The organism is Ralstonia sp. 22111 (assembly GCF_052045895.1).
GTDB lineage: Bacteria > Pseudomonadota > Gammaproteobacteria > Burkholderiales > Burkholderiaceae > Ralstonia > Ralstonia wenshanensis.
On the sequence record NZ_JBQEPR010000001.1, the window covers coordinates 482847 to 503919 of the forward strand.

Below are 21073 nucleotides of genomic sequence, written 5' to 3' on the forward strand. Positions count from 1 at the left end.
CCCGTGCCGCCAGCCCGCCTGATCCCGCCCGTTACATCGTCTCTGCGTACAGCTCCCGGCCGATCAGCATGCGGCGGATTTCCGACGTGCCGGCGCCAATTTCGTACAGCTTGGCGTCGCGCCACAGGCGGCCGACCGGGAATTCGTTGATGTAGCCGTTGCCGCCCAGGATCTGGATGGCTTCGCCGGCCATCCACGTGGCCTTCTCGGCGGTGTAGAGGATCACGCCCGCGCAGTCCTTGCGCACCTGGCGCACGTGGTCGCGCCCCAAAGAGTCGAGGTTCTTGCCGACCGTGTACAGATAGGCGCGGCAGGCCTGCAGCGTGGTGTACATGTCGGCCATCTTGCCCTGGATGAGCTGGAACTCGCCAATGCTCTGGCCGAACTGCTTGCGATCGTGGATGTACGGCGTGACCACGTCCATGCAGGCCTGCATGATGCCGATCGGGCCACCGGAGAGCACCGCGCGCTCGTAATCCAGGCCGCTCATCAGCACCTTGGTACCGCCGTTTTCCTGGCCGAGGATGTTCTCCACCGGCACTTCCACGTTCTCGAACACCAGCTCGCCCGTGTGCGAGCCGCGCATGCCGAGCTTGTCCAGCTTCTGCGCAACAGAGAAACCCTTCATGCCCTTCTCGACGATGAACGCCGTCATGCCGCGCGCGCCCAGTTCGGGCTCGGTCTTGGCGTAGACGACCAGCACGTCGCAGTCGGGGCCATTGGTGATCCACATCTTGGTGCCGTTGAGCACGTAGCGGTCGCCTTTCAGTTCCGCACGCAGCTTCATGCTGACGACATCCGACCCGGCATTCGGCTCGCTCATCGCCAGGGCGCCCACCCACTCGCCGGAAACCAGCTTGGGCAGGTACTTGGCCTTCTGGGCCGCCGTGCCGTTGCGGTGGATCTGGTTTACGCACAGGTTCGAGTGTGCGCCGTACGACAGGCCGACCGACGCTGAGGCGCGGCTGATTTCTTCCATGGCGATCATGTGCGCCAGGTAGCCCATGTTGGCACCGCCGTACTCCTCTGCCACCGTGATGCCGAGCACGCCCAACTCGCCCATCTTGCGCCACGCGTCCATCGGGAACTGGTCGGTGCGGTCGATTTCGCCGGCACGCGGTGCCAGCTCGCCCTGCGCCCAATCGCGCACGGCCGAGCGCAGCATCTCGATGTCTTCGCCCAAGTCGAATTTCAGGCCGGGCAGATCAATCATGGTGGTCTCCTTGGGCGCGGTTCAAGCCGCGTTGTCTCGGGTAAGTGGTCTGGCGCAGTGCGGTGCACGCCGCTTGTGGCGGACGCACCGGTGCCGGGAGGGTATTGCCAAGTGTTGCGTATTGTATTGACGTTTACGTAAACGTCAATGATCGGCCGTTACGTAGATTTGCGGAATCAGGCGGCTTTGCGTCGCTTGGGCGGCTTGCCCGTGCCGCCCTGCGCATCTTCCAGCAAGCGGCGGCACTGGCGCTCGTGCTGGTCGATCTCGGCCAGTTGGGCGTTCAGATCTTCCAATTGCTGCGTGAGCACCGCGCGGTGCTGCGCCAGCGACGCCAGGAAGCGTTCCAGCTGCGGCACCGTATCGCGCGGCGACTCGTACAGATCCAGGATCTCCTTGATCTCGCCCAGCGACAGGCCGAGCCGCTTGCCGCGCAGGGTCAGCTTCAGGCGCGTGCGCTCGCCGGCCGAATACACCCGGCGACGCCCGCCCGGGCCTTGGCGATCCGGCGCCAGCAGTCCCTGGTCTTCATAGAAGCGAATGGCGCGCGGCGTGATGTCGAACTCGCGGGCAAGGTCGGTAATGGTGAAGCTTGCGTCGGCAAGCGCGCTGGCATCGCCCGATTCAAGATCGGCGGCGAGCGCAGCAGCGGCAGACGGAGTGGAGGCAGACATACGGCGAGGAACGGAGTAACGGCAGAGGTGTGATGGCGCATGCACGCCGGGCGGCGACATTAAGTTTTCGCTTAAGATGGATGACCGGCGGCGAATTGACGTTTACGTTAGCGTCAATGGCGCCAAACCGCAATCGCAAAGACCGCCCCGGAGCACCCAAGGGCGGCGACCGAGACCCCATCCACATGAACGCGCTCGAACACCAACTCGACTATCCCTTTGGCGACACGCTTCCCGAAGGCGGCACGCGGTTTGAAGTCGCCCCCGGCGTCTACTGGCTGCGCATGCCGCTGCCGTTTGCGCTCGATCACATCAATCTCTGGCTGCTGCGCGATCGGCAGGACGGGCAGGACGGCTGGACAATCATCGATTGCGGCATCAACCACGAAGCGATTCGCGGGTACTGGGAAACGATCTTCGCGAACCACCTCGACGGCCTGCCGGTGCTGCGCGTGCTGGTCACGCACTGCCACCCGGACCACGTCGGCCTGTCGAACTGGCTGTGCGAGGGCGGCGATCAAAAACGCTGGAATGTGCGTCTGTGGATGAGCCTGGGCGACTACGCCTTCGCGCGCATGCTGGTGGGTGGCACCGGCGCGTCGAACGCCGGCGGCGAATTTGCCGCGCGTCATTTCGAGCGCCACGGTTTGACGGACCCAACCTCCATCGAAGGCATCCGCAACCGCAAGGATTACTACAGCACGCTCGTGCCGGGCGTACCCAGCCAGTACCGCCGCCTGATGGACGGCAACGTCGTCGCCATCGGTACGCACACATGGCGTGTCATCACAGGCTTCGGCCATGCGCCCGAGCACGTCGCGCTCTACAGCGAAGACGCCAACGTGCTGATTTCCGGCGACATGGTCCTGCCGCGCATTTCCACCAACGTGAGCGTGTTCGATCTGGAACCCGAGGCGGATTCGCTCACGCTGTATCTGGATTCGCTGGGCAAATACGAGCCGCTGCCGCCGGATGTGCTGATCCTCCCGTCGCACGGGCGGCCGTTCCGCGGGTTGCATACGCGCATTCGGCAACTGCGCGATCACCATGCGGATCGCCTGGCCGAAACGTTGGCTGCGTGCAAGGCCGCACCGCAATCGGCACGCGACATCGTCAACGTCATCTTCAAGCGTCAGTTTGACGTGCACCAGATGACCTTTGCGATGGGCGAGGCGCTTGCCCACCTGCATGCGTTGTGGCATCAAGGCGAACTGGTGCGCGAAACCGGCGCTGACGGTATCGTTCGATTCCACGTAGCTGCATAAACTCAACAACCCGTGCCCTTCACCGGAGCCGACCATGGCTGACCAGCATGACGTTCTCGACGACAGCGCCGTCGTCCTGCCGTTTCCCGCGCAAACGCCGACTGCGCCCTATTACGCCGTGATCTTCGCTTCCACCCGCACCGACGGCGACAACGGCTACGGCGCGATGGCCGACCGCATGGTAGAACTGGCGCGCAGCATGCCGGGCTTTCTCGGCATTGAATCCGTGCGTGATGAACTGGCCGGCGACCAGGGGCGGCCGGGCATCACCGTGTCGTACTGGTCGTCGCTGGAGGCCATTCGCGAGTGGAAGAACCAGAGTGAGCACCTTGCCGCGCAGAAGCTGGGGCGTGACCAATGGTATGCGTCGTACCACCTGCGCATTGCCAAGGTGGAGTACGACTATGGGTTTGTGCGATAACGTGTCGCTCCGGCCAACGAAAAACCCGCCAACTGGCGGGTTCTTTTTTGGCTGCGGCCGGATGATTCAACCCTAACGCAGGGTCTTCGCAAATTGCCCCAGGTATCGCACACCCTCGATTGCGCGGCTGCCGTACCACGACACCATCTCGCCATCGACGAGATAAACCGGCTTGCCGATCTGCTTTTCCAGCGCGTCGACATGCTCTTCGGTAAAGCTGTAAGGCTCGGTGGAGAGCAGCACGCAGTCGATGTTGCGCACCACCTCATCGCTCCAGCGGAACGTCGGGTAGCGCGTGTCGGGCCGGTTGGGACGGGCGCAATCACCGCTTTTGTCGGTGCCACATTGCACGGGCGCCGGGTCGTCGGGCCATGTATGGCAGTTGACGAGCTTGAGCATGCGCGAGATGTACGTATCGCGCGACACCGTCATCCACGGGTCTTGCCAGATGGCATACAGCACGCGGTGCGGCAGGAAGTGGCGGCTGCGCACCGCCTCCAGCTCCTGCGTGAGCGCATCCGACAACGTCTGCGCCTGCGCTTCGCGGCGAAAGATACCGCCCAGCAGCTGGTATAGCGCGAGGTTGTCTTCCGGCGAACAAGGATGCGTGACGATGATGTGTGGGATGAACTCGCGCAGCTTGTCGACGGTCGGGCGCGTGTTCTCGTCAATGTTGACGATGACGTGCGTGGGGGCCAGCTCGCGCAGCTTGTCGAGTTTGACGGTCTTGGTGCCACCCACCTTCGGTACGTTGCGCACCGCTTCGCGTGGGTGGATGCAGAAGCCGGTGCGGGCGACGAGCTGATCGCCCAGGTCGAGCGAGAACAGCAGATCGGTAATCGAAGGGACCAGGCTGGCGATACGCGGTGTGGTGTCGACGGGCGCGTGTGCGATGCCAGCCGCATCGGTGTAAGTCATGACGAAATCTCGGGGTTGCGGGGTTTGCGCCCGGCGCGCGCAAACGCAAAGTCATAGAGCACGCGCGGCAGCACGTGCAGCAGCTTGGCGACGATGCCCATCTGCCATGGCAGCACCGTGAAGCGCACGCCGCGATGGATCGCATTCACGGCTTTCTGTGCAAAGCGGTCCACCGGCATCAGGAAGGGCATCGGATACGGATTGTGTTCGGTCATCGGCGTCTGGATGTAGCCGGGGGCGATCGTCACCACGCGCAGGCCAAGCGGGCGGAACTCCACGCGCAGGCTCTCCATCAGCTTGATCACCGCCGATTTGGACGCGCTGTACGCGGCAGCACCCGGCAGCCCGCGCACGCCTGCAACGCTGGCAATGCCGACCAGCGTCCCGCCAGGCTGCCCAGGCTTGGCGCGTGCCAGCATCGGCGTGACGAATGGCTGGAACGTGTTGAGCACGCCCATCCAGTTGGTGTCCATCACGGCGGCAAAGGCTTTCAGGTCGCCGGGTTCGCGCAAGTCCGTGCCGACCGAGATGCCGGCGTTGGCGATCACGACATCGGGCAGCCCCACTGTGGCGATAAAGGCGTTGGCCACGTCGCGCATTGAATCGGCGCTGCGCACGTCGGCCGCGTAGCAATGGCAGCGGCCCTGGAGACCGGCGGGCAGCGTCTGCACAAACGCATGGAGCGCGTCGACCCGCCGTGCGACCAGCCCGATCTTGGCGCCCTGCGCTGCGTACTGCCGTGCCAGTGCCTGCCCGATCCCGCTGGAAGCGCCCGTGATGAAGACGATCTCGCTCATGTCGATGTCCTGTTGGTGTGAAGATGTGAAGAAGGCCGACGCACAAAAAACGCCCGCACAGGGGCGGGCGTCGATGGCGGTGTCACGCCCGGGCAGAGGCCCGGAAACGCGGCAACCCGTCACATCTTGCGGTTGCGCACCTGGTCGACGAGATAGTCGAGCGTTTGGGCCGCGCCCACGTTGCTGCCTGCATCTGCCGGCGAGGTGGTGTACTTGCCCTGCACGACCACGGTCGGCACGCCTTCGATCTTGTACTGATCGGCCAGTTGCGCAGCGCGTTTGGTATTGGCGTTCACACTGAACGAGTTGTAGGTGTCGCGGAATTGCTTCTCATCGACGCCGTTGGCGGCCATGAACTTGGCGATGTCGTCCAGCTCGGACATCGAGCGGTAGTTCTTGTGCAGCTGGTCGAACACGCGGTCATGAAGCGTCTTGCCGCTGGCGTCCTTGGCGTCGAGCTTGCCCAGCGCTTCCAGCGTGTAATAGATGCGGGTATGCGGCTCCAGCTTGGCATTGAAAGCCACGGGCACGCGCTTGATCACCACGTCCTTGCCTTGCTTGGCGACCCACGCCGTCCAGGTGTTTTCAAAGTCGTAGCAGTGCGGGCAGCCGTACCAGAAGAACTCCGTCACTTCGATCTTGCCTGCGGGCACGGGCTGCGGCGTTTGCAGCACTTTGTATTCCTTGCCGGCGGTCGGCGCGGCGTTGGCCGGTGCGGTCATCAGGAGGCCGGCGCCGGTAGCGAGGGCGATCAGGAAAGCAGCGAGTTTTTTCATGGTGAATGGACGACGGATTAGACGACGAACTGGACAAAGCAACGGAAAAACCAGCGAATTCGCGTGCGGAACCGCTCGACGCGGCTGTCAGCGTAACTGAATCTCAGGTTTCTGACCGATCACAGCCCGCGGGGTTCAAAGCGGGCTGCACAGACTTCACGTTACTGGCGGGCGAAGCGGATGACCGACGATTCCACGCCCGTCGATTGCAGGCGGCTGCGCACGGCGGTCATCTCGTCGAGCGAGTTGAACGGCCCCAGGCGCACGCGATACATCGTGGCGCCGTTCACCTCGCGCTGCGTCACCTTGGCTTCAAAGCCTTGCATGGCCAGGTTGCCCTTCTGGCGCTCAGCGTCTTCGGCGGATTTGTAAGCGCCAACTTGCAGGAAATAGCCGGTCTTGGCGGCATCCTGGCGAGCAATCTCGGCAATCGGGTCCGTCACCGGCTTCTCGTTGGAGGCGGTGACCGGCGGCTTGGGCGGCTTGGCGCCCGGTGCGCTTGCCACCTGCGGGGTCGAGCCCGGCTGGGCCGGGTGAATGGTGATGCCCGGCGGCGGGTTGTTCTGCTCGGCGGTCTGATCGACCGGCTTGGCCGGCACGCGGCTCCACAGCGGCGCGTTCGGGTCCGCCGCCTGCGGGGCGCTGGCCTGAGGCGCGGGTTGCACCGGCGCCGGAAGCGTGTTGACCACGTTGCCCGCTTCGCTCGGCTTGGGCTGCGCGCCGCCACGCGACACGAACGGTACCGGGGCCTTGGTGATGTACACCGCCACCACCACGGCGATCGCCAAACCGACGATCAAGCCCAGCACCAGACCCAGAAACGTGCCGCCCCGTTGCGAGCGGGCACGGGAAGATTGCGTATTGCGTGCCATGTCGATCCTTCTAGAAGCGCCCGATTATAAGAGCGCCGTGTGATGCCAAATCGTGCGCGTTTACATCTTTTGCGGCGCGGAAACGCCGATCACCGCCAACCCGTTGCGCAGCACCTGACGCGTGGCGGCCAGGAGCGCCAGACGGGCACGCTTGACAGCCTCGTCGTCAACCAGCACGCGATCGGCGTTGTAGAACGCGTGGAAATCGCCTGCCAGGTCGCGCAGGTAGAAGGCTACGGCGTGCGGGGCCAGCTCACGTGCGGCGTCGGCCAACATGTCGGGGAATGCGGCCAGGCGTTGCACCAGGGCTGTCGCCTGCGGGCTGACGTCCGGGCCCGTCACCGCAGCCAGATCAGCGTTGGTGAGCGAGGCAGGATCAACGCCGGCGCGTTCGAACACCGAGCAGATGCGCGCGTGGGCGTATTGCACGTAGTACACCGGGTTCTCATCGCTCTGCTTGAGCGCGAGGTCAACGTCGAAGACGAATTCGGTATCGGCCTTGCGCGACAGCAGGAAGAAGCGCACGGCGTCGCGGCCACGCGTGAAGCGCGCGGGCCAGTTCGGCTCACCGGCGTCCACGCAGGCGCGGATGGTGTCGACGCCGGCTTCGCTCTCGGCGTCACCGTTGGACCATTCGATCAGGTCGCGCACGGTCACGTACGAGCCGGCGCGCTTGGAAATCTTGACCTCGGCGCCGTCCTTCATCACCGTGACCATCTTGTGCAGGACGTAGTCCGGATAGCCCTTCGGGATGCCGATGTTCAGGCCCTGCAGGCCGGCGCGCACGCGGGCGATGGTGCCGTGGTGGTCGCTGCCCTGGACGTTGATGACCTGCGTGAAGCCACGGCCCCACTTGGTCGTGTGGTACGCAACGTCGGGCACGAAGTACGTGTAGGCGCCGTCGGACTTGCGCATGACGCGGTCCTTGTCGTCGCCGTCGTCGGTCGTGCGCAGCCACAGCGCGCCTTCCTGCTCGTACGTCTTGCCGGCAGCGACGAGTGCGTCCACCGTCTGCTGAACCTTGCCTTCGGTGTAGAGCGACGACTCCAGGTAGTAACGGTCGAACTTCACGCCGAACGCTTGCAGGTCGATGTCCTGCTCGTTGCGCAGATACGTGACGGCAAAGCGGCGGATGGCTTCGATGTTCTCCACATCGCGCTCGCCCGTCACGGGTTCGCCATCGGAGGCGCGTACGGTCCTACCGGCGAGGTAATCCGCGGCGATGTCGGCAATGTAGTCGCCGTTGTAGGCGGCCTCGGGCCAGTTGGCGTCGCCCGGTTTGAAGCCGCGCGCGCGGGCCTGGACGGAGACGGCCAGGTTATGGATCTGGACGCCGGCGTCGTTGTAATAGAACTCGCGGTGGACCTTGTGGCCCTGCCAGTCGAGCAGGCTCGCCAGCGCATCGCCCAGCGCGGCCTGGCGGCCGTGGCCGACGTGCAGCGGGCCGGTCGGGTTGGCCGAGACGAACTCCACCAGCACGGGCGCGCCGTCATGCGTGTTGGCGGCGCCATAGCGGTCGCCTTCGGCAAACACGGCGGCAATCACGTCGGCACGCGCAGCGGCCGACAGGCGCAGGTTGATGAAGCCGGGGCCGGCGATTTCCACGGCCGAGACCAGGCGCTGGCCGCGGGCATCGGCGCGGATGGCGTCGGCGATCTTGCCGGCCAACTCGCGCGGGTTGGTGCCCAGCGGCTTGGCGAGCTGCAGCGCGACGTTGCAGGCGATGTCGCCATGCGCGGCTTGCTTGGGGCGCTCCAGGACGATCTCCGGTCGGGCTTGGCCTTCGGGCAGCAGGGAGCCGACGGCGTCGGACAACAATTGGGCGATCGTCTGTTTGTGGGAGGGCAGCATAAAGAAACCATGACGCCGGCAGTGCTGAAATGGATTGAAATCCAGTTCCGGCGCCGCCAGTTGCGTTGTTCGGGGAAAAGTACGAAATTTTATCAGGTGAGCCGCGGTCTCAGAGGTATCCGCCCCCAGTCATGGCAATCTGCGGCTCCCCCACCCAACCAAGGGAAACAAGAAATCATGATCACCTTTACTTCGCACGCTTCGCAAAAATTCTCGATGCAGAAGGATCTCGCCATGGTGCTGCTCGGCGTGATCGGCAAGACGCTGGGCGAGCGCGGTGTCATCACGCCCGAAGAAATGCCCCACGCCATCGATCGCCTCAAGCGCGCCATCAAGGATGACACGCACCAGGCACATATCAAGGTGGCCGAACTGTCGGCGACGGACCTGGACGAAAACGGCGAAGAAGAGCCGCCGCACCTCGGCCAGCGCGCCTATCCGTTGCTTCACATGCTGGAAGAATCGCTGGTCGAGAAGTCCAGCGTGCTCTGGGGCGTCTGAGCTTCGGCGCAGGCCAAAAAAATGCCCGGCCGCCAAACGGGGCGGTCCGGGCATCCGGCCACAGCGGGCCGGGAGCGGGGGAGGGGGCTGGCGCGTTGGCCGGTATCTCGTCTTACTGCATTCGCGTTATTGGTCGTGAAGCATGTCGGACAGTTCGTCCGCGTGTTCTTCCTCAACGGCCAGAATCTGTTCCAGCACGCGCCGCGTGGTGGGGTCTCGGTCCCCGATGTAACGGATCATCTCCAGGTAGCTGTCGATCGCGATCCGCTCGGCCACCAGGTTTTCCTTGATCATGTCGACTAGGCCATCGGCTTCCACGTATTCAGAATGGCTTCGCGTGGACAGGCCTTCCGGATTGAAGTTGGGCTCGCCGCCCAGTTGCACGATGCGCGTGGCAATGCTGTCGGCGTGCGCCTGTTCCTCGTTGGCGTGCACGAGAAATTCTGCGGCGATCGGTTCTGCATTGATGCCCTTGGCCATGAAGTGGTGGCGCCGGTAGCGCAGCACGCAGATCAGTTCCGTGGCCAGCGCCTCGTTCAGCAGCCGCAGCACGGTTTCCCGATCGGCTTTGTAGTCTTCGGTCACCGCGCCTTCCTCGATGTGCTTGCGGGCACGTTCGCGCAAGGTCTTGATGTCGGTGAGGAAGCCGCTTTCCGAGGGGGCGGCGACGTTGGTCCGGCTCATGGGTTTGCTCCTGCGGGGTGATTGGCGAGGTGGGTTTATTCGTTGGCGTCGCGCCGGCTGCTGCCGCCGGCCAGCGCCACGACCAGCCCGATCGCCGCGCCAATCGCCACGGCTACACCCACTGACTTGAACGGCGCCGCAGTAATGGTTTCTTCGGTGCGATCGAGTGCCCAGTCCATGCGTTCGCGGGCTTGATGGGCGCGGTCGTTGGCGGCTTGGCGCAGTTGGTCGGCGCGCGCATGCAGCGTCCGGCGGGCCCGGCTGGCCTCGGCACTGCCTTCGTCGGTCAGTGTATGGATGGCATTTTCAAGGGAGCGCAGCAGGCTTTGCACGTCTTCCACGGCGGGGCGAGCGGCGTACCGGGCGTGGTCCACGGCGTCGCTGGCGCTGTTCATGGCGCGGTGGGCCCGATCATTGACGTCATCGATTCGGCTGCGGACGCGTTGGCTGGCAAAGAGTGACATGGTGAAGCTCCTCATCGTGGCGCCGCGGGAGACACACCGGCGGCGCGGTTGGTTCGGGTGCAATTTCGGCGCTTGCGAAAGCGGGCCGCATGTCAATGGCTTAGCAAGACACGGGCCGCGCCTGCGCCTGGGCTGTCTGCGCTAATCGACGGCCTTGAAGACCGTGACGCCCAACACCAGAAACAGCACGAACAGCACCACGAAGATGAAGAACAGGACCTTGGCGATACTCGCCGCGCCTGCGGCAATGCCGGTAAAGCCCAGCACGCCGGCCACCAGGGAAATGATGGCGAAGATGAGTGCCCATTTCAGCATGTTGTCGTCTCCGATTCGGATGGATGGGATGCAGGGCAGCGGCGAAATTGCGTGAGGCCGGCGCCCTGTGGCGTACTCCCACGCACATCGCGTGCCTGACCGGGGTGCGCCCGAAGTGTCGCCCGGGGCGCCCACGCGGTATCATCCGAATTGCCAAAAAAACACAAACGCAACGCGCGCCGCGTCGGGCGGTTTGACGCGTTTCCTATGGGTCTGCATGCCATGCGGTCATCCTTGCGCTCCACTCTGCTGCTCGCCGGCGGCATTCTGCTGACGCTCGGGGTGCTGATTGCCTCAGAGACGGGCAACATCCGCCTGAGCCAGGGCTATCGGCAGGTGATTCAGTCGCAGCAGGCTGAAACCGCCATCAACGAACTGCTTGCCGAACTGGTGAACGCCGAGGCTGGGCAGCGCGGTTTCCTGCTCACGGGCAAGGACGAATACCTCGATCCGTACAACAAGGCCATTCCGCATATTCATGCGTTGATGGCAGAAATCCGTGATCACTACGCCAACGATCCGGATGCGCTCAAGCTGTTCTCGGAGACAGCGCTCCAGGTTAGCCGCAAGCTCACCGAGATGGAACTCACGCTGATCTACGGCAAGCGTGACCTTGAAGTGGCGCTCGATCTCGTGCGCACCGATTTCGGCAAGGCGTCGATGGAAGCGGTGCGGCAGGGTCTGGACCGGCTCCGCCAGCGCGAGATTGCCACCGTGGCCCGCAGCCTTGAGCACGCCGAGCGCGATCTGGCGCTGTCGCGTTACGGCATTGCGCTCATCACGGCGGTCAACATCATCCTGCTGGTAGTGCTGGGCTTGCAGCACGCCAAGCGCCTCGCCCTGACCGAGCGCGAGCGCGACATGGCTGAAGAGGAAAGCCAGAAACTCGACCGCATGGTGCGCGAGCGCACACGGCAACTGTCCGATCTGGCCGCGCACTTGCAGCGTGTGACCGAAGACGAGAAGACGCGGCTCGCCCGCGAGCTGCACGACGAACTGGGCGCCATCCTCACCGCCACCAAGATGGACCTGCACTGGCTGCGCTCACGCATTCACGCCAGCGAGCCCGCGGTGAGCGAAAAGATCACGCGTGTGATGGCCCATGTGGATCAGGGCATCCAGATCAAGCGCCGCCTGATCGAAGACCTGCGCCCGACGATTCTCCTGAACTTGGGTCTGGTAGAGGCGCTCTCGCAATTGACGGAGGACGTCGGCACGCGCAACGGCTGGCATACGGAGGTGAGCCTGCCCGACGACATGCCCAAGCTGACCGACGATGCGGCCATCGCGCTGTATCGCATCGTGCAGGAATCGCTCACCAACGCGTCGAAATACGCGCATGCGACCACGGTGTCGGTGGCGCTCGACGTGGACGACGAGGGCGTGCGCTTGCGCGTGCGCGACAACGGCCGTGGCTTTCCCGCCGACATCGAGCGGCGCCGCATGGTCGGCCATCACGGCTTGCTGGGGATGGAGCAGCGCGCCATTGCGCTGGGCGGCACGCTCGTCATCGATTCAATGCCAGGCGGTGGTGTGACGATCATCGTTGAACTGCCCCCCACCGATGCCGTGTTCGACCGAGGGGCAGCCAACGAACCGTCTGGCATGCAGGCGCTGACTGGCGGTATTGCGCCCGCGCCGGGCCACGGTGGCGCGACGGTGTAAGACGCCCAGCGCGATGCAAACGCCCAAACAAAAAGCCCCATCACGGGGCTTTTTGTTTTTGATGCCGGTGTAGCAGACGGCGTTACATCTTTTGCTTGGCGTTGTCGGCCGAGTTCTCCAGTTTCTGACCACCGGTCTGGATGTCCTTGCCGGCACCGGCCATGGTGTTGCAGCCGGCCAGGAACACACACGTCAGTGCAAGTGCGGCACACAAGGTCTTCATCGAACGCTCCTTGGGGGGTGAGAAATGGCGTTGAGCGCGCGCCACGACAGCCGACGCGGCGGGCACGAAGAATCTCAGGGATGAAAATGCTGCGCGGGCTGCTGGCGGGGGCGGCCGACACCGGCACGCTCTTCGATCACTTCGAACACCTTGTCGAGTTCGAGCGATTTGTCGAAGAAATAGTTGGCGCCGGCTTCAAAGCACCGCTGCCGATAGGTCGGCACTTGCGCGTGATTGGTGTAGACGATGCGCACGCTGGGCGACGCTTGATCGCGCAGCGTTTGGAGGACCTTGAAGCCATTGCCCTGCCGCAATTGCAGGTCAACGATCACGACGTCATAGTGGCCCTGCCCGAGAAGGCCCAGCGCCAAGTCTTCGGTGTCTGCCCACTCGACCGTTGCCACGAAGGCGGAGGCCTTGAGGTATTCCAGCACCATGCCGCGAAGCACCGGGGAGTCCTCGATCAGGAGGACGCGCAGGCCACGGGTGGAGAGGGTGACGGCTTGATCCAGCATGGGTTGATGTTAGCCAGCGGGTTGCCGAGGTGGTATCAGGCGTTGTCCTACATGCCAGTTGGGTTTGCGGCGCGCAGAGGGGTTTTGGCGCCCAACCGGGTGCTACTCGACCAAGCCGTTCTTGATGGCGTAATACGTCAGATCGGCATTGGATTTCATGCCCATCTTTTCCAGAATCCGCGTGCGGTACGTGCTGACCGTCTTGACGCTCAGGAATAGCTCTTCGGCGATGATCGACACCGATTGCCCGCGCGCCAGCTTGCAGAAGATCTGGAATTCGCGCTTGGAGAGCGTCTGGTGCAGCGGCTGGTCGGTCGGCTTTTCCAGGCCGCCAATCAGTAGCTCCGCCACGGTGGGGCTCACATAGCGACGACCTTGCGACACGGTGCGAATGGCCTTGACCAGCTCATCCGGTGCGCTTTCCTTGGTCAGATAGCCCGATGCGCCTGCGCGGATCAGGTTGATGGCGTACTGGTCTTCCGGGAACGTCGACAGGATCAGCACCGGTAGATCAGGGTGGCGCTGGCGCGCCAGCTTGAGGGTGTCGATGCCGTTGCGATCGGGCATGGAAATGTCGAGCACCACGACGTCGAAGGCGCCGGTGCGGAGTTGCTCCATCACCTCTTCCCCGCTGGCCGCTTCCCCCGCGACTTCGATGTCCCGCTCTTCGGACAGGAACTGCCGAAGGCCGGCACGGACGATCTCGTGGTCGTCCGCAATCAGGACGCGAATCATGCTGCTCCTTATGAGCGCGCTGGGCGGGCTCCCCGGCTCTGCGCGCTGCGCTTGTTGGTTCGATACGACAGCAATTGTATCGGACTGTTGCGCCGAAACGGGGCCCCTCTTATTGGCGCGGTCGGGGGGAGTTGTCAGCGTTTCCATAAAAACCCTCAGGAATGTGCATGAATCGCAACATATCAGTGCCTGCCATTGAGCAATCCGCGTGCCTGATCCCGTGCGCCCAAAGAAAACGGGGCGGAAGAGTTCCGCCCCGGCGTCGCCAGGATGCGTCGGGCGATGCCCGGCTTTCCTGTGTAGTGACGTGTTACTTGGTCTGGGTAGTGGCCGTAGCGTTCGCGCCAGCGTCGGCGCTCAGGCCGGCGGCGGTGTCAGCCTTTGCGGCCTTCCCCGACTTTTCTGCCGATTTTTCCGTCTTGCTGACCGACTTGCCGACCTTGTCTGCGGTCTTGTCGACGCCGGCTTGCGTCTTGGCCTTGTGCTCGTGCGCGGCCTTGGCGCCGTGCTCGGCCTTGGTGTTCAGTTGGCTCTTGGCGGACTCGGTGTCCAGCTTGGCGCCGCCGTCCGACTTCACATCGGCCTTCAGGCCTGCGCCCGTGTTGACTTGCGCCGGGGCCACGGCAGCCGTGCCGTTGGTTTGCAGCGATGCGCCGGCCGACGGGGTTTGCGCGTTGGCGTAAGCCGAAGCAGCAGCGATGGCGATGGCGGACAGGGAGATCAGCAGCTTGTTCATGGAAGAGACTCCTTTCGTTCTGAACGGCCACGCGAAGGATTCGTCGCGGCATCACTCTGTGTGTGTTGAGTGAATGGGTTCAGTCTATGGAGCCCTTCCGGTTACGACTGTTAGGGGGTGTAAGCCTTTGTAATGTAAGGCGCACCCCTCTTGAAGCGTCGACAAAGCCAATGCCGGCAAGGGTTTGCAGGCGTAAGACACAGTGCGGATCGCGCCATGTCTTAAACGTCTTGTCACAGAATCAGAGATTCGGCGCGAGGGCGCGCTCCACAAACGCGCGATCTTCGCCGCTGCGGGCGATCATGTCGTCCACCTGATCCTGGCCGATCTTGCCCAGCGTGAAGTACGTGCTGTCCGGGTGCGACAGATAGAAGCCTGATACCGATGCGGCGGGTGTCATCGCCAGCGCTTCGGTCAGGTTCATGCCGATCTCCTGCGCGTCGAGCACGCGGAACATGTCGCGCTTGACGGTGTGCTCCGGGCAGGCCGGGTAGCCAGGGGCGGGGCGGATGCCCTTGTACTCCTCACGGATCAGCGCGTCGTTGTCGAGCGTTTCGTCCGGCGCGTAGCCCCACAGGTCGCGCCGCACGCGGGCGTGCAGGCATTCTGCAAACGCCTCGGCAAAGCGATCGGCCAGGGCCTTGAGCATGATCGCGCTGTAGTCGTCGTTGTCGGCTTCGAACTGCTTCTCGCGCTTTTCCACCCCGATGCCGCCGGTGACGGCAAATAGGCCGATGTAGTCGGCAATGCCGGTGCTCTTGGGCGCGATAAAATCGGCCAGGCAGCGGTTCGGGCGCATCACGCCGTCGATGATCGGGCGCTCGCTCTGCTGGCGGATGTTGCGCCAGGTGAGCGCGACTTCCGAGCGCGATTCGTCGGTGTAGATCTCGATGTCGTCGTCGTTGACGGTGTTGGCGGGCAGCAGCGCGATCACGCCATTGGCCGTGAGCCAGCGCCCGGCGATCAGGCGCGCGAGCATGCTCTTGCCGTCGGAGAACACGCGGCGGGCCGATTCGCCGACGATCTCGTCATTGAGGATGTCCGGGAATTTGCCGGCCAGGTCCCACGTCTGGAAGAACGGGCCCCAGTCGATGTACTGCGCGAGTTCGTTCAGGTCGTAGTTGCGGAACACGCGGCGGCCGATGAACTTGGGCTTGGGCGGCGTGTAGTGGCTCCAGTCGATCTTGGTCTTGTTGGCGCGCGCGGCGGCCAGCGACACCATCGGCGTGGCCTTCTTGTTGGCGTGCTGGGTGCGGATGCGGTCGTAGTCGGCGTGCAGCTCTTCGACGTAGCGCGCGGCGCCTTCGTCGGACAGCAGGCTCGATGCCACGCTCACCGAGCGTGAAGCGTCCGGCACGTAGACCACCGGCCCTTCGTAATTCGGGGCGATCTTCACGGCGGTGTGCACGCGGCTCGTCGTCGCGCCGCCGATCAGCAGCGGGATCTTCTTCACGCGGAAATACTCGTCGCGCTGCATTTCCGAGGCCACGTAGGCCATCTCTTCCAGCGAAGGCGTAATCAGGCCCGACAGCCCGATGATGTCCGCGCCTTCCACCTTCGCCTTTGCCAGGATGTCGTTGCACGGGACCATCACGCCCATGTTCACGACCTCGAAGTTGTTGCACTGGAGCACGACGGTGACGATGTTCTTGCCGATATCGTGCACATCGCCCTTGACCGTGGCGATGACGATCTTGCCGCGCGAGCGCACGTCGCCGCCCGCCGCCGCAATCTGACGCTTTTCTTCTTCGATGAACGGAATCAGGTGCGCCACCGCCTGCTTCATCACGCGGGCGGATTTGACCACCTGCGGCAGGAACATCTTCCCCGCGCCGAAGAGGTCGCCCACGATGTTCATGCCGTCCATCAGCGGGCCTTCGATCACCTGGATCGGACGGCCGCCGGCGGCAAAGATCTTCTGACGGACTTCTTCGGTGTCTTCGACCACGTAGTCGGTGATGCCATGCACCAGCGCGTGGGCAAGGCGTTTTTCCACCGGCTCCTGGCGCCAGGCCAGATTCTCTTCGCGCTTGGTGCCGCCGCCCTTGTAGCGGTCTGCGATTTCCAGCAGGCGGTCGGTCGCATCCGGGCGGCGGTTCAGCACCACGTCTTCCACGCGGTCGCGCAGCTCGGGGTCGAGGTTCTCGTACACGCCCAACTGGCCCGCGTTGACGATGCCCATGTCCATGCCCGCCTGAATCGCGTAGTACAGGAACACGGTGTGGATCGCCTCGCGCACCACGTCGTTGCCGCGGAACGAGAACGACACGTTCGACACGCCGCCGCTCACCTTCGCGTACGGCAGGTTCTGCTTGATCCAGCGCGTGGCTTCGATGAAGTCCACGGCGTAGTTGTTGTGTTCTTCGATGCCGGTGGCCACCGCAAAGATGTTCGGGTCGAAGATGATGTCTTCCGGGTCAAAGCCGACCTGGTTCACCAGGAAGTCGTAGCTGCGCTTGCAGATCTCGGTCTTGCGCGCGTATGTGTCAGCCTGGCCTTGCTCGTCAAACGCCATCACCACGGCGGCCGCACCGTAGCGCTTGATGAGCTTGGCGTGGTGCGCGAACTGTTCTTCGCCTTCCTTGAGCGAGATCGAATTGACGATCGCCTTGCCCTGTACGCACTTCAGGCCCGCCTCGATCACCTCCCACTTGGACGAGTCGATCATGATCGGCACGCGCGCGATGTCGGGCTCCGAGGCGATCAGATTCAGGAAGCGCACCATCGCCGCCTTGGAATCGAGCATCGCCTCGTCCATGTTGATGTCGATGACCTGCGCGCCGTTTTCGACCTGCTGGCGCGCCACGGCCAGCGCCTCGTCGAACTGGCTGTTCAGGATCATGCGCGCGAACGCCTTGGACCCGGTGACATTGGTGCGCTCGCCGACGTTGACGAAGAGCGTGCTCTCGCCGATGTTGAACGGTTCGAGGCCGGAGAGGCGCATGGGATGGTCGGTCATGATGGTGCGGGGTTCGGTCAGGCGGGGGCGTGTTCGCCCAGCTTCAACAGGTTGCCATGCGGGTCGATCACGTAGAGCTCTTTCATGCGCCACGGACGCACCGCCGGCGGCACGAGCTCCAGCCCGCGCGCGGTGAATTCTTCAAACAGGGCCTGCGTGCTGGGCACACGCAGGTAGCACGAGGTGTGCTCGGCAAGGCGGCGGTCGTCGCACAGCCAGAAATGGATTTCGGCGCCATCGCGGCTGACGATCAGGTAGTCGTCTGCAATCAGCTCCTGCGTGAAGCCAAGCCGCTCCGTATAGAAGCGGGCTGACTCCGCCAGGTCCAGCGAGGCCAGCACGGGGATCGTGCTGTCGATGCGTGCGTTCATGTCAGGCGGCTTCAAGATACTGGCCCGGCCATGCGCGCGGCTTGCGGTTGGCCACGCGCTCGGCAATCGCCTTGATGTGCTCGGGCGTCGTGCCGCAGCAACCGCCCACCAAGTTCACAAGGCCGGCCGAGGCAAATTCGTCGACCAGGTTGGACGTGACGTCAGGCGTTTCATCGAAGCCTGTGTCGCTCATCGGGTTGGGCAGGCCGGCATTCGGGTAGCACGAGACGGCCGTGTCGCAAATCTTCGCCAGCTCGGCAATGTACGGGCGCATCAGCGCAGCACCCAGCGCGCAGTTCAGGCCGAAGGTGATCGGCTTGGCGTGGCGCAGGCTGTTCCAGAAGGCCTCGACGGTCTGGCCCGAGAGAATGCGGCCCGAGGCGTCGGTCACCGTGCCGGAGATCATCACGGGCACGCGCTCGCCGGTGTCTTCAAAGAGCTGATCGATGGCAAACAGCGCCGCCTTGGCGTTGAGCGTGTCGAAGATGGTTTCGACCAGGAACACGTCCGCGCCGCCTTCGAGCAGCGCCTTGCCCTGCTCGTAATACGCGTCGCGCAGTTGGTCGAAGCTGACGTTGCGGGCGCCCGGGTCGTTCACGTCGGGCGAGATGCTGGCGGTCTTGGGCGTCGGCCCAAAGGCGCCGGCCACAAAGCGCGGCTTGTCGGGCGTGCTGTATTTGTCGCAGGCTTCACGTGCCAGGCGGGCGGCCACGACGTTCATCTCGTAGGCCAGGTCCGCCATCTTGTAGTCTTCCTGCGCGATGGTCGTCGCACCGAAGGTGTTCGTTTCGATCAGGTCCGCGCCGGCCGCCAGGTATTGCTCGTGGATTTCGCGGATGACGTCGGGGCGCGTGAGCAGCAGCAGCTCGTTGTTGCCCTTCACGTCGATCGGGTGGTTGGCAAAGCGCTCGCCGCGGTATTGCGCCTCGGTCAGCTTGTAGCGCTGGATCATGGTGCCCATCGCGCCGTCCAGGATCAGGATGCGCTCGCGCAGCAGCGCGGGCAGGTTGGCGGCACGGGTGTAGGGCAGGGGCGCGGTCATGGGGAGGGACTCCGAGGTGCTGCGGCCGGTCAAATATTCAGAATTTGCGGCCAAAGGTGAATTTTACCAGTCGCATCAATGACTTGCCGCTGTTGTGGGCAATCGCGCTCCTATAATCCATATCACGCCATTTGCCCGCCCTGCCGCCCGCCATGCAATTGCTCGATCCCGCAGACGCCCACGTCTTCCTGGAGCGCACGCCCGCCGCGCTTTTTGTCGACTGCCGCAGTGAAATGGAACACCTGTTCGTGGGTCATCCAGCCGGCGCCCATCACGTTGCATGGAACGACGGCCCGCATTGGGAAGTGAACCCCGAGTTCGTGCCAACCGTGCGCAAACTGACCGGCCACGGCGTGGAGCGCCCCGTCGTGCTGATCTGCCGCAGCGGCAATCGCTCAGCCGCTGCGGCGCACGCACTGGAAGAAGCGGGTTTCCGTGATGTCTATGTCGTGCGCCACGGCTTCGAGGGGGATCTGGACAGCACGCGCCATCGCAACACGCTTAACGGCTGGCGTCATGCTGGCCTGCCGTGGGAGCAATGCTAGAAAGACGCTATCGATCCGATAGTCGAGCGACACACACGAAAAAACGCCCGGCAGCGCCATGCTCCGGGCGTTTTTTGTCGATCCGTCTGGCGGGCGGCTTGCCCGCGCGGTACCTCAGTGCATCGTCACCGGCTGCGTCATCACCGTGTCGAATTTGCCGAGAAAATCGTCGACTTCTTCAACGGTAGGCTCGCTGGCGATCAGCTTTTTCACATCCTCGCGGAAATGCTCGGCCAACTCACCGCCGAGGAAAATTTCACGTTTGAGGTTCTTGTCGACGATCTCGTAGCCACCCGCTGCCAGCATGGCGTGTTGGCCGTCTACACCGAACTCAACAACACAGTAGTTGTCGCTGTTGTAGATCATCTGCATGGTGCACCTCCGAGGCGTCAATCGTCTTGCTGTTGTGGGGACTGCTCTACTGCTGCACCGGGTAGATGGGGCCCACCATCATGACTTCAAGGGCCGATCAACTCCCGCCTCATGACCGTTTTTTCCATTTACCCCTTGGGCTTCATGATCGGTCACAAAGTTCGCGAATGCGAGGCGAAATGTGTGACGTGCGTTGTGTTCGCGTAACAAGACCTTTCCGTTCCTGCATCGAAAGAAGCAAGCCGTCTTCCGCCATTCGGCGGGTAGACGACGGGCCGTGTGCGGGGCGCCTGCAACTATCGGCAAGGCAAGCAAGCCTTATGGCGTGTCGCATTGGCTCCCGCATCCTGCGTGCCCGAAGAACTCATCCAGATCGGCGAGAAAGGCCTCCTCCTGTTCGATAGGGGCCAAGTGCGCAGCGTCGGAGATCACTTTCAAACGGGCGTCGGGAATGTGCGAGGCGATCTCGCGCGCCGCTTCCACTGGCGCACCGGTGTCCTGCTCGCCTGTTATGACCAATGTTGGGCAAGCGATGCGCGCCAGAGAGCTGCGTGTGTCCAGCGCCTTGATGGCCAGGCATGTACCGACATAGCCGTGGGGTGGCGTGGCGCGCAGCAAGCTGCGGATGCGCTCAACAACGTCGGGATGGGCCTCACGAAACGGCGTGGTCAGCCAGCGCTGTATCGTGGCTTCGACTATGCCGCTCATGCCGTGCGCTTCGACCTGGCCGATGCGCTCGTCCCACATGGCATGCGCCGACACCGGCGTGTAGGAAACGGTGTCACATAGCGTGAGCGACAGCAGCCGATGTGGGTGCCGCACGCCCAGGACCTGCCCAACCATGCCGCCCATCGACAGGCCAACGAAATGCGCCTGTTCAATCGACAGTGCATCGAGCAGGCCAGCTACATCGTCCGCCAGCTGGAACAGCGTGTAGGCGCCGTGCGGGGCGCTGGTCTTGCCGTGGCCGCGTGCGTCGTAGCGCAGCACGCGATGGCGGCTGGCCAAGCGTTGGGCGATGCTGTCCCACAACTGGTGGTCCACGCCCAGCGCATGGGCAAGCACGACCCACGGGCCATCTGTGCCGTCGGTGCGGTAGTGGATGTCGATGCCGTTGGCGTGCACCGTGCCGGCGTTGGAGAGGGCGTTGGCGTTCATA

The 21073-nt window shown here is 63.8% G+C and carries 24 protein-coding genes; 5 read left to right on the forward strand and 19 right to left on the reverse strand.

Features of this window, described 5'->3' with window-relative positions; all coding sequences use genetic code 11:
- Positions 1–31: 31 nt before the first annotated feature.
- Both ACTJK4_RS02235 and ACTJK4_RS02240 read right to left on the reverse strand, forming a co-directional pair.
- The gene (locus ACTJK4_RS02235; RefSeq protein WP_004633702.1) at positions 32–1213 is read right to left on the reverse strand and encodes an isovaleryl-CoA dehydrogenase; all 1182 of its coding nucleotides are present in this window, start codon (positions 1211–1213) and stop codon (positions 32–34) included.
- 176 nt (positions 1214–1389) lie between these two features.
- Complete coding sequence (locus ACTJK4_RS02240) at positions 1390–1887, reverse strand: MerR family transcriptional regulator (RefSeq protein ID WP_414560092.1); 498 nt, start codon at positions 1885–1887, stop codon at positions 1390–1392.
- 185 nt (positions 1888–2072) lie between these two features.
- On the opposite strand from ACTJK4_RS02240, the gene ACTJK4_RS02245 reads away from it, so the two are divergent.
- Positions 2073–3152 (forward strand): MBL fold metallo-hydrolase, encoded by a 1080-nt coding sequence (locus ACTJK4_RS02245; RefSeq protein WP_440815737.1) that lies wholly within the window; start codon positions 2073–2075, stop codon positions 3150–3152.
- A 34-nt stretch (positions 3153–3186) separates the two neighbouring features.
- Positions 3187–3573 carry an antibiotic biosynthesis monooxygenase family protein gene (locus tag ACTJK4_RS02250; RefSeq protein WP_322017180.1) on the forward strand — a complete coding sequence of 129 codons (387 nt, stop codon included), beginning with the start codon at positions 3187–3189 and terminating at the stop codon, positions 3571–3573.
- A gap of 72 nt (positions 3574–3645) precedes the next feature.
- Here the strand turns inward: ACTJK4_RS02250 and ACTJK4_RS02255 are convergent, their stop codons facing one another.
- The 5 genes from ACTJK4_RS02255 to argS all read right to left on the reverse strand — a co-directional run bounded on the left by ACTJK4_RS02255 (position 3646) and on the right by argS (position 8787).
- Positions 3646–4491, reverse strand: a complete 846-nt coding sequence (locus ACTJK4_RS02255) for a helical backbone metal receptor (protein WP_322017181.1) — start codon at positions 4489–4491, stop codon at positions 3646–3648.
- Complete coding sequence (locus ACTJK4_RS02260; protein WP_232041747.1) at positions 4488–5288, reverse strand: SDR family oxidoreductase; 801 nt, start codon at positions 5286–5288, stop codon at positions 4488–4490. Before ACTJK4_RS02260 ends, ACTJK4_RS02255 begins: the two co-directional genes overlap by 4 nt.
- A 119-nt stretch (positions 5289–5407) precedes the next feature.
- The gene (locus ACTJK4_RS02265) at positions 5408–6064 is read right to left on the reverse strand and encodes a thiol:disulfide interchange protein DsbA/DsbL (RefSeq protein WP_232041748.1); all 657 of its coding nucleotides are present in this window, start codon (positions 6062–6064) and stop codon (positions 5408–5410) included.
- Between the two features lie 161 nt (positions 6065–6225).
- Positions 6226–6936: an SPOR domain-containing protein gene (locus ACTJK4_RS02270; RefSeq protein ID WP_232041749.1), complete on the reverse strand. Its 711-nt coding sequence runs from the start codon at positions 6934–6936 to the stop codon at positions 6226–6228.
- A gap of 60 nt (positions 6937–6996) precedes the next feature.
- Positions 6997–8787, reverse strand: a complete 1791-nt coding sequence (gene argS / locus ACTJK4_RS02275) for an arginine--tRNA ligase (protein WP_440815743.1) — start codon at positions 8785–8787, stop codon at positions 6997–6999.
- A gap of 177 nt (positions 8788–8964) precedes the next feature.
- Between argS and ACTJK4_RS02280 the strand changes: the two genes are divergently transcribed.
- Complete coding sequence (locus ACTJK4_RS02280) at positions 8965–9288, forward strand: DUF1840 domain-containing protein (protein ID WP_232041751.1); 324 nt, start codon at positions 8965–8967, stop codon at positions 9286–9288.
- A gap of 126 nt (positions 9289–9414) precedes the next feature.
- Here ACTJK4_RS02280 and ACTJK4_RS02285 read toward each other — a convergent pair whose 3' ends face one another.
- From ACTJK4_RS02285 to ACTJK4_RS02295, 3 genes are all read right to left on the reverse strand, one after another.
- Positions 9415–9972: a ferritin-like domain-containing protein gene (locus ACTJK4_RS02285; protein WP_260804037.1), complete on the reverse strand. Its 558-nt coding sequence runs from the start codon at positions 9970–9972 to the stop codon at positions 9415–9417.
- A 35-nt stretch (positions 9973–10007) separates the two neighbouring features.
- Complete coding sequence (locus tag ACTJK4_RS02290) at positions 10008–10436, reverse strand: DUF883 family protein (protein ID WP_232041753.1); 429 nt, start codon at positions 10434–10436, stop codon at positions 10008–10010.
- A gap of 141 nt (positions 10437–10577) precedes the next feature.
- Positions 10578–10751, reverse strand: coding sequence for a DUF1328 family protein (locus ACTJK4_RS02295; RefSeq protein ID WP_004633727.1), 174 nt, complete (start codon positions 10749–10751; stop codon positions 10578–10580).
- A 222-nt stretch (positions 10752–10973) separates the two neighbouring features.
- Between ACTJK4_RS02295 and ACTJK4_RS02300 the strand changes: the two genes are divergently transcribed.
- The gene (locus tag ACTJK4_RS02300) at positions 10974–12416 is read left to right on the forward strand and encodes a sensor histidine kinase (protein WP_232041754.1); all 1443 of its coding nucleotides are present in this window, start codon (positions 10974–10976) and stop codon (positions 12414–12416) included.
- A gap of 82 nt (positions 12417–12498) precedes the next feature.
- Here the strand turns inward: ACTJK4_RS02300 and ACTJK4_RS02305 are convergent, their stop codons facing one another.
- The 7 genes from ACTJK4_RS02305 to ACTJK4_RS02335 form a co-directional block, all read right to left on the reverse strand.
- Positions 12499–12639, reverse strand: a complete 141-nt coding sequence (locus ACTJK4_RS02305; protein WP_232041755.1) for an entericidin A/B family lipoprotein — start codon at positions 12637–12639, stop codon at positions 12499–12501.
- A 74-nt stretch (positions 12640–12713) separates the two neighbouring features.
- Positions 12714–13154, reverse strand: a complete 441-nt coding sequence (locus ACTJK4_RS02310) for a response regulator (RefSeq protein ID WP_232041756.1) — start codon at positions 13152–13154, stop codon at positions 12714–12716.
- Positions 13155–13256: 102 nt separating this feature from the next.
- Positions 13257–13889, reverse strand: a complete 633-nt coding sequence (locus ACTJK4_RS02315; RefSeq protein ID WP_009277190.1) for a response regulator — start codon at positions 13887–13889, stop codon at positions 13257–13259.
- Between the two features lie 310 nt (positions 13890–14199).
- Positions 14200–14625 carry a hypothetical protein gene (locus ACTJK4_RS02320; protein WP_322017184.1) on the reverse strand — a complete coding sequence of 142 codons (426 nt, stop codon included), beginning with the start codon at positions 14623–14625 and terminating at the stop codon, positions 14200–14202.
- 241 nt (positions 14626–14866) lie between these two features.
- On the reverse strand, positions 14867–17605 hold the full coding sequence (gene metH, locus ACTJK4_RS02325) for a methionine synthase (protein ID WP_440816825.1): 2739 nt from the start codon (positions 17603–17605) through the stop codon (positions 14867–14869).
- Positions 17602–17955 (reverse strand): bleomycin resistance protein, encoded by a 354-nt coding sequence (locus ACTJK4_RS02330; RefSeq protein ID WP_440815752.1) that lies wholly within the window; start codon positions 17953–17955, stop codon positions 17602–17604. The genes metH and ACTJK4_RS02330 overlap by 4 nt, the downstream gene beginning before the upstream one ends.
- Before the next feature lies 1 nt (position 17956).
- A complete protein-coding gene (locus ACTJK4_RS02335) occupies positions 17957–18997 on the reverse strand; it encodes a homocysteine S-methyltransferase family protein (RefSeq protein ID WP_232041760.1) in 1041 nt (346 codons plus the stop codon).
- A gap of 152 nt (positions 18998–19149) precedes the next feature.
- Here ACTJK4_RS02335 and ACTJK4_RS02340 point away from each other — a divergent pair, with 152 nt between their 5' ends.
- Positions 19150–19542 carry a rhodanese-like domain-containing protein gene (locus ACTJK4_RS02340; RefSeq protein WP_322017186.1) on the forward strand — a complete coding sequence of 131 codons (393 nt, stop codon included), beginning with the start codon at positions 19150–19152 and terminating at the stop codon, positions 19540–19542.
- Between the two features lie 114 nt (positions 19543–19656).
- Here ACTJK4_RS02340 and ACTJK4_RS02345 read toward each other — a convergent pair whose 3' ends face one another.
- Together ACTJK4_RS02345 and pcaD are read right to left on the reverse strand one after the other, a co-directional pair.
- Positions 19657–19914 (reverse strand): BTH_I0359 family protein, encoded by a 258-nt coding sequence (locus ACTJK4_RS02345; RefSeq protein WP_012760982.1) that lies wholly within the window; start codon positions 19912–19914, stop codon positions 19657–19659.
- 318 nt (positions 19915–20232) lie between these two features.
- The gene (gene pcaD, locus ACTJK4_RS02350; protein ID WP_440815757.1) at positions 20233–21072 is read right to left on the reverse strand and encodes a 3-oxoadipate enol-lactonase; all 840 of its coding nucleotides are present in this window, start codon (positions 21070–21072) and stop codon (positions 20233–20235) included.
- Between the last annotated feature and the right edge of the window lies 1 nt (position 21073).

Excerpts from the sequence above, each read along its gene's own strand:
- ACTJK4_RS02320 (WP_322017184.1), bottom strand. The coding sequence starts at position 14,625 with ATGAACAAGCTGCTGATCTCCCTGTCCGCCATCGCCATCGCTGCTGCT.
- ACTJK4_RS02290 (WP_232041753.1), bottom strand. The coding sequence starts at position 10,436 with ATGTCACTCTTTGCCAGCCAACGCGTCCGCAGCCGAATCGATGACGTC.
- ACTJK4_RS02285 (WP_260804037.1), bottom strand. The coding sequence starts at position 9,972 with ATGAGCCGGACCAACGTCGCCGCCCCCTCGGAAAGCGGCTTCCTCACC.
- ACTJK4_RS02235 (WP_004633702.1), bottom strand. The coding sequence starts at position 1,213 with ATGATTGATCTGCCCGGCCTGAAATTCGACTTGGGCGAAGACATCGAG.
- ACTJK4_RS02250 (WP_322017180.1), top strand. The coding sequence starts at position 3,187 with ATGGCTGACCAGCATGACGTTCTCGACGACAGCGCCGTCGTCCTGCCG.
- ACTJK4_RS02240 (WP_414560092.1), bottom strand. The coding sequence starts at position 1,887 with ATGTCTGCCTCCACTCCGTCTGCCGCTGCTGCGCTCGCCGCCGATCTT.
- ACTJK4_RS02295 (WP_004633727.1), bottom strand. The coding sequence starts at position 10,751 with ATGCTGAAATGGGCACTCATCTTCGCCATCATTTCCCTGGTGGCCGGC.
- ACTJK4_RS02305 (WP_232041755.1), bottom strand. The coding sequence starts at position 12,639 with ATGAAGACCTTGTGTGCCGCACTTGCACTGACGTGTGTGTTCCTGGCC.
- ACTJK4_RS02280 (WP_232041751.1), top strand. The coding sequence starts at position 8,965 with ATGATCACCTTTACTTCGCACGCTTCGCAAAAATTCTCGATGCAGAAG.
- ACTJK4_RS02340 (WP_322017186.1), top strand. The coding sequence starts at position 19,150 with ATGCAATTGCTCGATCCCGCAGACGCCCACGTCTTCCTGGAGCGCACG.
- ACTJK4_RS02265 (WP_232041748.1), bottom strand. The coding sequence starts at position 6,064 with ATGAAAAAACTCGCTGCTTTCCTGATCGCCCTCGCTACCGGCGCCGGC.
- ACTJK4_RS02270 (WP_232041749.1), bottom strand. The coding sequence starts at position 6,936 with ATGGCACGCAATACGCAATCTTCCCGTGCCCGCTCGCAACGGGGCGGC.
- argS (WP_440815743.1), bottom strand. The coding sequence starts at position 8,787 with ATGCTGCCCTCCCACAAACAGACGATCGCCCAATTGTTGTCCGACGCC.
- ACTJK4_RS02260 (WP_232041747.1), bottom strand. The coding sequence starts at position 5,288 with ATGAGCGAGATCGTCTTCATCACGGGCGCTTCCAGCGGGATCGGGCAG.
- ACTJK4_RS02300 (WP_232041754.1), top strand. The coding sequence starts at position 10,974 with ATGCGGTCATCCTTGCGCTCCACTCTGCTGCTCGCCGGCGGCATTCTG.
- ACTJK4_RS02245 (WP_440815737.1), top strand. The coding sequence starts at position 2,073 with ATGAACGCGCTCGAACACCAACTCGACTATCCCTTTGGCGACACGCTT.
- ACTJK4_RS02330 (WP_440815752.1), bottom strand. The coding sequence starts at position 17,955 with ATGAACGCACGCATCGACAGCACGATCCCCGTGCTGGCCTCGCTGGAC.
- ACTJK4_RS02315 (WP_009277190.1), bottom strand. The coding sequence starts at position 13,889 with ATGATTCGCGTCCTGATTGCGGACGACCACGAGATCGTCCGTGCCGGC.
- ACTJK4_RS02335 (WP_232041760.1), bottom strand. The coding sequence starts at position 18,997 with ATGACCGCGCCCCTGCCCTACACCCGTGCCGCCAACCTGCCCGCGCTG.
- ACTJK4_RS02310 (WP_232041756.1), bottom strand. The coding sequence starts at position 13,154 with ATGCTGGATCAAGCCGTCACCCTCTCCACCCGTGGCCTGCGCGTCCTC.
- ACTJK4_RS02345 (WP_012760982.1), bottom strand. The coding sequence starts at position 19,914 with ATGCAGATGATCTACAACAGCGACAACTACTGTGTTGTTGAGTTCGGT.
- pcaD (WP_440815757.1), bottom strand. The coding sequence starts at position 21,072 with ATGAACGCCAACGCCCTCTCCAACGCCGGCACGGTGCACGCCAACGGC.
- ACTJK4_RS02255 (WP_322017181.1), bottom strand. The coding sequence starts at position 4,491 with ATGACTTACACCGATGCGGCTGGCATCGCACACGCGCCCGTCGACACC.